Genomic DNA, 11,062 nt, shown 5'->3' on the forward strand with positions numbered 1-11,062 from the left:
GATCCCGGACAGCGTCGCATTCCAGACGAAGCCCGCAATCGCGCTCGACCAGATCCGAGCCGCTCAAGCGGCCGGAGTTGCGCCCGGCGTGGTGTTGGCCGACGCCGGCTATGGCGCGGACGGCGCATTCCGCACCGGCCTGTCGGCGCTCGGCCTCGACTATGTCGTGGGCGTGCAACCGACACTCAGTGTCTGGCGACCCGGCGAGGAACCATTGCCGCCCAAGCCGTGGCGCGGAAAGGGGCGGCCAACCTCATTGATGCGGCGCAGCCCCGATCACAGGCCGATTTCGGTGAAAGCGCTGGCGCAGGAGCTGCCGCAGGAAGCGTGGCGGACTATCATCTGGCGGGAAGGAACCAACACCGACCTTGGCTCCCGGTTCGCCGCCGTGCGCGTCCGACCCGCCTCCAGGGACTACAATCTGACCGAGCCCCGTGCCGAGGAATGGCTGCTGATCGAATGGCCTGAGGGCGACGCCGAACCGCTCAAATATTGGCTGTCCACCCTTGCCGCCGACACCTCCCTTGAGCGTCTCGTCAGCACCGCGAAGCTGCGCTGGCGCATCGAGCGCGACTATCAAGAACTCAAGCAGGAACTCGGGCTCGGCCATTATGAGGGGCGCGGCTGGCGCGGCTTCCATCATCATGCAAGCCTCTGCATTGCCGCTTACGGATTCCTCATCTCCCAAAGGGAGACAATTCCCCCCTCAGCGCCGACCAAAACCAAAAACCGCCCGGAATCTGCCGTTCCCCAAGGTTACCGACCCCGCGGATCCCCCGATCCGACCAGAGCGACACGCGCCAAATTCGATCGCCACCGTCAGAAGGCACTTGACCGTCGCACTCAGTCGCAGCCTTACGCGATGTCCATGCTGCACCAGGACAATGCCTGCTAAAATCCACAAACTTGTGACGCAGTAAGACTAGAGCGCTACAAGCGCGCTCCCTTGCTGCTCCGATGGGTCTTGCACAGGCTTTGACCGTTGCGTTGGCGGGCCGCCTCCAAGGCAGCAAGGACGAGCCTCTGATTCCAATTGTGACCGGGCAGTAGCAGGAAGCCCTGTTCAAAGTAGGCATCAGGAATTCCCATCACGATCAAACTTCACTGGCTGAGCGAATAGGTTATCAGATAGTCTCGACTACCCATTGCCGGCTCAAATGGCGATTTGCGGTTACTGTTGCCGGCGATGTGCGGATCAATCCGTGATATCGTCTTCCCCTGAGGCGCCGCCAGGACGTAGATCGCGCATAACTCGCTTTGGCACGGGAGGTCGGATGGCGGGTCGGCTCTCCCCTGTAAGCCGATAACTCGTTCGTCAGTCATATCGCGTGCAACATGGTGTCCGCTCTTCGAAATGTGCGGCGGTGCCGTTCCTCTTGGTGGGAATAAGACACACTATCCAGAAAATCGGCGAGTGCGTTTTTGTCCTTTCAAATGATTTAAAACCAAAGTCTAGTAAGATCGCATTCAATGGTCAAAGTGCGCTTGTTAAAGAGACCCGACCTCCGTAGGTCCAAATAGTGGAGAGCCCCATAATTTGGTCTGATCGCATTTACCCGCAAATGCGATCAAGCAAACTCTCCTGCCAGCTCTATTGCAGCTGCAATTCCGAGGAGTCGTTCAATGCGGATGAACACAGCCATAGATCAGCTTTCCGCTCTGAAAAGCGGAGAGACCAGTTCCGCCGAACTGGTGGAGATCGCAATTGAGCAAATCCAGAGAGTCGACGGCGCGATCAACGCGGTCGTGGTCAAAGACTTTAGCCGTGCACGGAAAATGGCGAAGGCCGCCGACAAAGACCGGAAAGCCGGGACCGACCGACCTCTTTTGGGATTGCCGCTGACGGTGAAGGAGGCCTTCGATGTCGAGGGAATGCCGACCACATGGGGCCTACCCGGAAAGCACGTTCCGGCGGTCACGGATGCGGTCGTGGTTGAACGTTTGCGTACTGCTGGCGCGATCATCCTCGGCAAGACCAACGTCGCCACGATGTTATCGGACTGGCAGACTGCAAACGAAGTGTTCGGCGTCACCAATAATCCCTGGGGTAATGAGCGAACACCCGGCGGGTCGTCGGGCGGCAGCGCAGCTGCAGTCGCGTGCGGAATGGTGCCGTTGGAGTTTGGGTCTGATCTAGCAGGCTCACTACGGATCCCGGCGGCGTTTTGCGGCGTCTTCGCCCATAGGCCAAGCCACGGCATCGTACCGATGCGTGGGTTTGCACCCCCAATGGCGCCAAGGATACCAATCTCCCAGCCGATCGACCAGTCAACGCTCGGTCCAATTGCGCGGACGGCTGCTGATCTCAAGTTAGCTCTGGACGTCATTGCTGGCCCCGATATCCCGGACAGTGCCGCTTACCGGTTTTCTCTGCCCCCGGCGCGTCATTCGAAACTGAAGGACTATCGCGTGCTCGTCCTAGAGGAACATCCCCTCGTGGCAACCGCTAAGGATATCCGCGGGGTAATTGATAAATTGACAAAGCGGCTTCGGAGTGAAGGTTGCCACGTCGGCCACAATACGAGCGAACTTCCTGATATGATGGATCTGACCTGGACATTCTCGGCGCTGCTCATGTCGCTGATAGGCGCCGATATGTCTGAAGATGACTATGCCGCCGCTGCCGCGCAAGCGGACGGGAAGAAAGGTGGAATGCGTGAACACAGCTTGACCATGAGCCATCGTGATTGGGTGGTGCTTGACCGCCATCGCCAGACGCTCGCCGCAACTTGGCGCGACGCATTCCAACGCTGGGACGTCGTTCTCTGTCCGGTTACGCCCTGCACGGCGTTTCCGCATGACGGCCGGCCGTTTGAAAAACGCAAGCTCAACGTGGACGGATCGAAAATCAACTACGAGAAGATATCGTTCTGGACAACACTCGCGACCCCAAATGGGCTGCCGGTCACTACGATTCCAATAGGTTTGGATCGCGAAGGATTGCCGATTGGATTGCAAGTCGTTGGACCACGCTTGGAAGACTATACGTCTCTCGAGTTCGCAGATTTACTCGAACACCGATTGGGATATCGCTATGTCGCTCCGCCGACTCACTGAGGAACTCACCGTCGGACCTCTAAACTGGCATCCCGAGTTTTCGATCTGACGGCCGGTCGAGGACGAGCAAACTGCATCTTGCGGCATTATCGATGGATAGTTGTCACGCTCACGGCCATTGCGATCCCAATAGGAACTTGCACCCCCCAGTAGGGCCGCCGACAAAGCGCGAACTGCTGGCAAGGCGTTTGAGGCGCTGCCGAAGGACGGTATACTCATTATCTACGACCAGATCATCGATGACGAGCGGCGGACAAACGCCGCGGGGCTCTTGATGAGCCTCAACATGCTGGTCAGGACGCGTGGCGGTTTCTGCGTTTGTCCCGAAGCTGCTGCTGTTCTCGCCATCGGGCGTTATCCCATTTCATGCGAAGACCAAATATTGACCGGGGGCGTTGCCTGTGCGGCCAGCCGCATGAGTTCGGACTGGCGGCCGACGCCCGTTTTCATAAAGATATTCTTGACGTGTGTTTTGACAGTGTTCTTAGCGATACCCAACTCGTTGGCGGTATCGGCTAGTGTGTGACCCGCCAGTAAACTATTCGCAACCCTAGTCTCTGCCGGCGTGAACTTGAAGGCCGTGGCGAAAGTAATAGCGCCATGTTTTGCATCGGAACTTGCATCAATAAATATAGCCGCAACGGCCGTCGGCTGTAACCTTGTTCGCACATCGCCGCCGGTCATGGGCAGGACGTGAGCGAACACAGGACAAGGACTCGTATCCGTCAGCCGGATAGAAGTTCCGGTTCGGCCGATCTTGGTTTCGTCTTGAGCGGCGAGTTTGATCGCTTTTTGCAGCTCGTTGTTTGCCAATCGGGATTTCGCAATGAGCCTGCCGCCGTTGCTACCGATTGCACTTTCGTTACGGAGCAAGTCTTCTGCCGAACGGTTGGCGTGCAAAATCGTGCCGCGGTCATTCGTCAATATTACCCCATTGCGAAGCGCATCAAGCGTTTCTGCCATCTGGTCCCGCTCGAGAATGTGCAGATCAAGAACATTACTGATCATCACTGCACGGCGCAGATGCGGAAGCAGAATTATGCCATCTTCAATTTCACTTTTGGTGAGGATGCCTAGTCGGTTCTGCTTGGCAAGCACCAATTCAGAGAAACATGCGGGTGTTGAGACAAGGAAGTAATGCGCAACATCCACGATGCCGAGAGGTCGCAGACACTCGCGGACATACGGTGACCTGTCAAAATAGTGCTTTGGTATTTCGCGGGAAGCCACAAATGGCCGATCGAGCGAAGTTTGCAGCATGAGCCATTCGGTTAATTTTTCGTGGATCTCCGGAATGTGCTTGTTACGCTGTTCCAGCCAATACGGCTCCCAGCCTACGCTTCGATTGATCAGCACACGATCGCGCTGGATATCATTGAGCGACAATATTGCATGTTCGCAATTGAGCGCACTTGCCACTGCGGCAAGGGTGTCGTCCCACCGGGCCGGATCGAGCGCGCAGTCGTAGATTGATCCGATCAGTTCAGACAAGTCACGGTTTGAAAACGTCGTCACGGCTGGCCCCCGGAGCCACAAGCGTTTTAGCAGGAACTCAAAACTGATCGCGACTATCGGTGCAACACCATCGAGCCGCACTGAATATCATACTTATCTCCCCCAAATGGATGAAGCGCAATAGCTATATTTATGGAAGCCTGCCTCGCTGTGAAAACGCGCGACATCAAGCCCTAGACTCGTTAGCCAATTGGGGAACTCGCCATGCATCTGGGAGAGGTACAGTCTCGGTCTAGCGTTCAAAGCACTTCACCCATACGTGAAAGAACTCTCGATTTCCTATGGCTGGAACTTACCAATCGAAGCAATCTGCAGTGCGTCCATTGCTATACGGATTCAGGTCTCCCAATAGCGGCGACCGCGATATTCTCACAAGAGATGATTACGTCTCGATCATGGTTCAGGCCCGCGCGCTCGGCTGCCGCAAGATGCAGTTCATCGGCGGCGAGCCGCAGCTCAATGGCGATTTTCAGGATCTGTTGGTCAAGGCGAAGACGTTGGGGTTCGAATTCATCGAAGTCTTTAGCAATTTGACCCGGCTCGCTGACGAGACGGTCCAATACGCCGCCGACAACGGGATTTGCTTTGCGACGTCGGTCTATTCGAACGAAGCGAGCGGGCACGACGCGATAACCCGGGTAAAGTCGAGCCACACCCGGACCATGACCAACCTTAAAAAGCTGATCGGAGCAGGCATCGAAACCCGCGCTGCCATTATCGTGATGGATCGGCATAAGGACACGGTTAGCCAGACTAAGGATTTCCTTCTCAGGCTCGGTGTGGGGCATGTCAGTTCCGGCGAAATCCGCGAGTTTGGGCGCGGCGAGCAGATCCCAGCGCAGAAGGCCCGGCTTTCCGGCCTGTGTGGGCATTGCTGGTCTGGGAAGCGCTGCATCACACCCGATGGAGAGGCATATCCCTGCGTGATGGCCCGCCAATGGGCGTTCGGCAACGTGCTGGAGACCCCGCTCGCGGCGATCGTGGAAGGCAGCCAGCTCGCGGCAATGCGCGAAGAGATCTTCGAGACAGTCTGGCTGCCGAAGGTGGCGGCGGCCGGCGGAGGGACGGGTCCAGGGAAACGCAAGGGCGGCGGGAGTTCAAAGCAGCGCGCGCCGGAAAAGCATCCCGCAGAACCCATGCCTGCAGAGGAATGCCCGCAAAGTTGCACTCCGGATGCCTCGTCGTGCGGGCCTCTCAGCTGCCCGCAAAGCTGTGAGCCCGTAGAAGCGAGCGAGCAGGATCGTGCGGAAGGAACTATCGCTCGAGTTCCGGCATGCACATCGGCGCCACCGCACACTAATATGGCACATCTCGCAAGGAGCAACCGCCAGATATTAGACTGTTCTAAATGACCGCAGAGGCTCGATTTTTGAGTTCCGGACATTCGCGACCGCTCTTCATAGCGGACCGCCACCTGCCCGTCGGATCCGCCGGAACAGGCCTGACCCATGGCTTCGAAGCTGGCGCGGTTAGAGCGTCCGGGAGTTCACAATCACCCGCCGGTGACGGGCGAGATGGCAGTCTGGGTCACTGCCTGGCCGGCTGCGCCGAAGTCGCGGGGCAACGGGGTGAATAGACCCATGGGCAGCAATTCGCTGCTAACCAGGGCGAAGCTGCCGAAGGCAAGATAGACGACCGACAGCCAGCTCGAGGTAGACCAGGAGCGATCCAAGAGACTGGTTTGGGACATGTGAACCTCCGGAGAGCAAGGGGGCGCGGAGGTCGCGCGCCGGGTTACTTTTGTTTCGCCATTTCGGATCACAATCCGCGGGCAGTACCGCTTCGCCGGCTGACGATTAACCTGACCCATGGCGCTGAATGGAAGACGCTCATCAGCACGTACATGACGGTCATTCCGCTGAATGGTGAAGCATCTTGTGCGGCCAAGCAGATCATGTCCGCACCACCGGCAAAGGCCGTCAGCAGCGCCATGAATGCAAAGCTGGGCGCCGCCGCGAGGCATAACCAATCGGCAACGCCTCGCGATACCGCGTTGACGCCTGGGGCACCGGCATATCCGCCACCTGTAGTTGGCATCCTCTTTCCACGGCTGAAGTTGAGTGACATCGCAACGTCACCCCTGTCCGTACTCATTGTGGCGGCGGAACCACACGCCGGTCTCATTGCGCCCCAGGGGCGCGCGGTCGAGCCACTGATACATGCCCCAGAGACCGTCCACGCCGCGCGCATAGGTCGAATAGGTGTGGTAGACAACGCCGTTCTCAAGGACAAAAGTGCTTAGGCTTGGCCGATCACGCGAATAGGTCGGGGCATCGGTTCCGGACCTGGCCGCGAGGTGGGCGACCGGTTCCGGGACCGGCGTCATGTCCATCGCATGGCCGCCGTGCCGGTAATTGTAGTCGATGCGCCCCTCGCACTGCTGCTCCTCAGTAAACGAGACGTTGAAGTCGAAGTTGAAGTCTCCCTCGCGCGAGGATGCCCAGGGAAACGTCCACCCCATCCGTTGCTTGTACGCCTGCAGCTTCGCGAGGGGGGCTCGCGACATCGCCGAAAGCGTGACGTCGTGGTTCGCCAGATGGACGACGACGCCGTTGAAGCTGTCGGCGACCGCCGAGCAGGAGACGCACCCCGCCGTGTAGTCGGGACCGAACATGAAGTGGTAGACGAGGAGCTGCGAGCGCCCCTGGAAGAGGTCCACCAACGAGGCGTTCCCTTCATCGGTCTCGAAACGGTACTCCTTGTCGACCCGGACCCCGGGCAGTTCCTGCCGCCGCAGCGCCAGCTGATCGCTGCGCCGCGTCAGATCCTTCTCATCCCTCAGCAGATCGAGCCGCGCCGCCAGCCACTCTTCACGTGTTCCGGTCATAATATACGCTGTCATCGTTCTTCTCCTCGGTGGTCTGTCGTCCACCATTGCCGGTGCGGCGTGTTGCTTGCTAGTCCTGAATACATTAGGGCCGGATATCGAAATCATGGGAGTTACAAGTATGACGGGATTGCCATGGACTCGCTGATCACCGCTGCGGCACGTGCGCTCGCGGCAGGCGATCTCCTTGGCGCATTGAAGCGGGTCGCCCTGCGTGACGACGCGCCGGCGCTCGCCCTCAGAGGTATCGTGATGGCGCAGCTCGGCGATTTCGTTCGAGCAAAAGCACTCCTGAAAAGTGCCGCGCGCGCGTTCGGCCCGAGAGAGGCAGTAGCGCGGGCGCGATGTGTCGTCGCCGAAGCCGAGATCGCACTCGTCTCGCGCGACCTTTCCTGGCCTGCCAAGTCGCTCGACGCAGCGCGGGCGACACTGGAAGCGCACGGCGACGGCGTCAATGCCGCGCATGCGCGCAATCTCGAAGTTCGGCGCCTGCTGCTGATCGGCCGCCTTGACGAGGCCGAGCACGCGCTCGCTGCGCTTGACCCCGCGCCGCTCCCGCCTGCCTCAAGAGCTGCCCACGCGCTGGTGGTTGCAGGCATCGCTGTCCGACGCCTGGATACAAAGGCAGCCCGCGCTGCGCTCACGCGGGCCGAGCTAGCCGCTCGCCAGGCTGACATCCCTGCGCTGACAGCGGAGGTCGAAAGCGCGTCCCTCGTCCTGAATACGCCCGCAGCACGGTTGATCGGGCATGGCGAGGAACGTCCCCTGTTGCTCGAGGATGTCGAAGCACTGCTGGCCTCAGGGACTCTCGTCGTGGACGCATGCCGCTATGTTGTGCGTGAGCCAGGCACAATAGTTTCGCTCGCGACGCGCCCGGTCTTGTTCGCGCTGGCTCGCGCGCTGGCTGAAGCATGGCCCCGAGACGTGGCTCGGGGCACGCTGATCGCACGCGCCTTCGGAGGAAAACACGCCGACGAATCGCATCGCGCGCGGTTGCGGGTTGAGGTTGGGCGACTGCGCGCCGAGCTTGGGACGCTTGCTGACGTCAGCGCGACGAAGCGCGGCTTTGCGCTGGAGCCGCACCGCGCAGGCGAGGTCGTCATGCTGGCCCCGCCCGTTGAAGAGCGGCATGCCAATGTGCTCGCCTTTCTTGCTGACGGCGAGGCGTGGTCGAGCTCTGCCCTGGCGATTGCGCTCGGCGCCAGCCCCCGCACCGTGCAGCGGACGCTCGACCAGCTTGCAACGACAGGCAAGGTGCAGTCGTTCGGTCGCGGGCGAGCGCGTCGCTGGATGACACCGCCCGTGCCAGGTTTCCCGACCATCTTGTTACTCCCCGGTCCGCTGCCGAGTGACTAGTATGGACGTATTACATATGATTAGGATGCAATCATGAAACGCTCAGCTGCCGAAATACTTCGTGAGTATGGACCCTTTCCGGGGGCCGACCACGTGCATGGCGTCACGTTTGACGGTCAAAACGTCTGGTTTGCGTCCGGCGACAAGCTGAACGCCTTTGATCCGGCGAGCGGCAACACGGTTCGCTCGATTGATGTCGCCGCGCATGCTGGGACGGCTTTCGACGGTCAGCATCTTTATCAGATCGCCGAAGATCGCATCCAGAAAATCGATCCCAAGACAGGTAATGTTCTCGCCACGATCCCGACGCCCGGCGACGGCGGCGATTCCGGGCTCGCCTGGGCTGAAGGCACACTCTGGGTGGGGCAGCATCGGGGCCGTAAGATCCATCAAATCGATCCCCAAACAGGGGCGATTCTTCGCACCATCGAGTCCAAGCGCGTCGTTACAGGTGTCACTTGGATAGACGGTGAACTGTGGCACGGCACCTGGGAAGGTGACGAAAGCGACGTCAGGCGCGTCGATCCTAAAACGGGAGCGGTCCTCGAGAGGCTCGAGATGCCGCCTGGAACAGGCGTGTCGGGACTCGAGTCTGATGGTGGCGATCAGTTCTTCTGCGGAGGCGGAAGCAGCGGGAAGGTAAGAGCCGTCCGCCGTCCCAGGATATAATCCGTCAGATCGATGAGCGTTGCCCGAAAAGTGATCAAAGCGATTTTACCGATGCGCCACCTGGGTGGCGGGCAATATTCCCTTCGTCGGCCTATCCAAGCCGCACATGGTGAACTTGTCTGAGAGATTGGCGGCGGAAACAAATACATTGTTGAAGCAGCAGAGCGCAGCCAGTGCGCCTGACAAGAGCCCTGATGAAATCCGTCTCGCTCATGGTGGACTCATTAAAGGCCAGGTAGGATGACGGGTTTATTGGCGACAGCAACGGGCGTCCATCTGGAACTGTGCGTTATTACGAGTGCATCGGTCTGATGCCTGAACCCGCGCGGACTGCTGGCGGCTATCGGAGCTGTGGTGCCGACCACACACGCCGATTGTCATTTATCCGGCGAGCATGGGAACTTTGCTTCGGAATCGGGGACATCAAAGCGCTTGGCCTTAGCAGAACCGGGTCACATATCCTGCGCAGACATTAAGACGCTGACCTTGACCCACCTTGACGATGTTTGGGCCGACCTTCGCCGCCTCGAAAGCATCCTCACGAGAACGGTCGACCAATGTTCCGGGGCCGAGGCACCCATCTGTCCCGTACTTGATCTGCTCAGCGGCCCCCCTGACCACCTCAACAGGCACACCGTGGTCCAGGAGCTGACGTAGCTGGCGACGTGTTCCAAGTCGCAAATCTCTAATGAGATCGCTGCAGGGCCAATACGCCGGTGATTGAGCACAGCGAAAGGGCCGGAGTCCATGCAGCACCGACACTGAAGGTGGGGAAGAGCACGGACAATCATCACATCGGTGTGATCGTGTAACATATTCACGATTTCGGCGAATAGAAATTGATGAGCACACGTTCATGCTCACTGTTTTGAATGTCAACCCAACTTGAGAGAAGGAACGTGAAATGCCAGATCGCCGTCAGGTGTTGTTCTCGGCCGCGACAATTGCGCTGGGTATTGTGTTTACGCCAGTATCTTACGCCGCCAGCACGGCCGCATTTGTTCAATCCGATTTTGACGCAGCCAAGACCGCCGGTAAGTCCATCCTGATTGAAGTGACGGCACCTTGGTGTCCAACTTGCAAGGCGCAGAAGCCGATTCTGTCGGAATTGACGTCGGACAAAAAATTCAAGGATCTCGTCATTTACCAGGTAGATTTCGACAGTCAGAAGGACGTGCTTCGCAGGCTGAATGTCCAGATGCAGAGCACACTGATCACGTTCAAGAATGGCAAGGAGACCGGACGTTCCACCGGCGATACCAACAAGGCCTCCATTTCCCGTCTTCTCGACAAGGCAATCTGAGGTCATCGTGCTTGGAACAATCGGGTTTGCCGGGCTCGCAGGACTGGCGTCGATCTTCTCGCCTTGCGTTTTGCCAATTGTACCGCTTGTTCTCGGGGCTGCGTCCGCAGAAACCAGATGGGGCCCCGCGGCGCTCGCTACCGGGCTCGCGATATCGTTCACGGCAGTTGGACTTTTTATCGCCACGATCGGCTTTGTGATCGGGATTGATGCGACCGTCTTTCGGGCGGCTGCAGCCATACTGATGATTGCGCTTGGTGCGATCCTGATGATCCCGCCGCTTCAAATGAAGGTTGCGGTGGCATCCGGGCCGGTCACCAACCGGATCGGACACA

The 11,062-nt window shown here is 59.0% G+C and carries 11 protein-coding genes and 2 pseudogenes; 8 read left to right on the top strand and 5 right to left on the bottom strand.

What is annotated here, in order from left to right; genetic code table 11:
- Window positions 1–895 (top strand): IS701 family transposase (locus AAAC48_RS23140; RefSeq protein ID WP_340656444.1); only part of this gene is annotated, 895 nt, incomplete at its 5' end.
- 728 nt (window positions 896–1,623) lie between these two features.
- A complete protein-coding gene (locus AAAC48_RS23145; protein WP_340656445.1) occupies window positions 1,624–3,057 on the top strand; it encodes an amidase in 1,434 nt (477 codons plus the stop codon).
- A 354-nt stretch (window positions 3,058–3,411) separates the two neighbouring features.
- On the opposite strand, the gene AAAC48_RS23150 is transcribed toward AAAC48_RS23145, so the two are convergent.
- Window positions 3,412–4,572 (bottom strand): LuxR C-terminal-related transcriptional regulator, encoded by a 1,161-nt coding sequence (locus tag AAAC48_RS23150; RefSeq protein ID WP_340656446.1) that lies wholly within the window; start codon window positions 4,570–4,572, stop codon window positions 3,412–3,414.
- 281 nt (window positions 4,573–4,853) lie between these two features.
- Here AAAC48_RS23150 and AAAC48_RS23155 point away from each other — a divergent pair, with 281 nt between their 5' ends.
- On the top strand, window positions 4,854–5,924 hold the full coding sequence (locus tag AAAC48_RS23155) for a radical SAM protein (RefSeq protein ID WP_340656447.1): 1,071 nt from the start codon (window positions 4,854–4,856) through the stop codon (window positions 5,922–5,924).
- Between the two features lie 140 nt (window positions 5,925–6,064).
- Here the strand turns inward: AAAC48_RS23155 and AAAC48_RS23160 are convergent, their stop codons facing one another.
- From AAAC48_RS23160 to AAAC48_RS23170, 3 genes are all read right to left on the bottom strand, one after another.
- Window positions 6,065–6,262: a hypothetical protein gene (locus AAAC48_RS23160; protein WP_340656448.1), complete on the bottom strand. Its 198-nt coding sequence runs from the start codon at window positions 6,260–6,262 to the stop codon at window positions 6,065–6,067.
- 68 nt (window positions 6,263–6,330) lie between these two features.
- Window positions 6,331–6,609 (bottom strand): hypothetical protein, encoded by a 279-nt coding sequence (locus AAAC48_RS23165; protein ID WP_340656449.1) that lies wholly within the window; start codon window positions 6,607–6,609, stop codon window positions 6,331–6,333.
- Between the two features lie 37 nt (window positions 6,610–6,646).
- The gene (locus tag AAAC48_RS23170) at window positions 6,647–7,414 is read right to left on the bottom strand and encodes a thioredoxin family protein (protein WP_340656450.1); all 768 of its coding nucleotides are present in this window, start codon (window positions 7,412–7,414) and stop codon (window positions 6,647–6,649) included.
- 120 nt (window positions 7,415–7,534) lie between these two features.
- Between AAAC48_RS23170 and AAAC48_RS23175 the strand changes: the two genes are divergently transcribed.
- Complete coding sequence (locus AAAC48_RS23175) at window positions 7,535–8,755, top strand: helix-turn-helix domain-containing protein (protein WP_340656451.1); 1,221 nt, start codon at window positions 7,535–7,537, stop codon at window positions 8,753–8,755.
- Window positions 8,756–8,788: 33 nt separating this feature from the next.
- Complete coding sequence (locus AAAC48_RS23180; RefSeq protein ID WP_340656452.1) at window positions 8,789–9,424, top strand: PQQ-binding-like beta-propeller repeat protein; 636 nt, start codon at window positions 8,789–8,791, stop codon at window positions 9,422–9,424.
- Between the two features lie 126 nt (window positions 9,425–9,550).
- Here AAAC48_RS23180 and AAAC48_RS23185 read toward each other — a convergent pair.
- Window positions 9,551–9,698, bottom strand: a pseudogene (locus AAAC48_RS23185) (DUF692 family multinuclear iron-containing protein); the annotation flags it as partial.
- A 37-nt stretch (window positions 9,699–9,735) separates the two neighbouring features.
- On the opposite strand from AAAC48_RS23185, the gene AAAC48_RS23190 reads away from it, so the two are divergent.
- From AAAC48_RS23190 to AAAC48_RS23200, 3 genes and pseudogenes are all read left to right on the top strand, one after another.
- A complete protein-coding gene (locus AAAC48_RS23190) occupies window positions 9,736–9,900 on the top strand; it encodes a hypothetical protein (protein WP_340656453.1) in 165 nt (54 codons plus the stop codon).
- Window positions 9,901–10,328: 428 nt separating this feature from the next.
- Window positions 10,329–10,727 (top strand): thioredoxin family protein, encoded by a 399-nt coding sequence (locus tag AAAC48_RS23195; protein WP_340656454.1) that lies wholly within the window; start codon window positions 10,329–10,331, stop codon window positions 10,725–10,727.
- A 7-nt stretch (window positions 10,728–10,734) separates the two neighbouring features.
- Window positions 10,735–11,062 (top strand): annotated as a pseudogene (locus AAAC48_RS23200) (cytochrome c biogenesis protein CcdA); the annotation flags it as partial.

Origin of the sequence: Phyllobacterium sp. (assembly GCF_037994405.1) — a bacterium.
Taxonomy (GTDB): Bacteria; Pseudomonadota; Alphaproteobacteria; order Rhizobiales; family Rhizobiaceae; genus Phyllobacterium.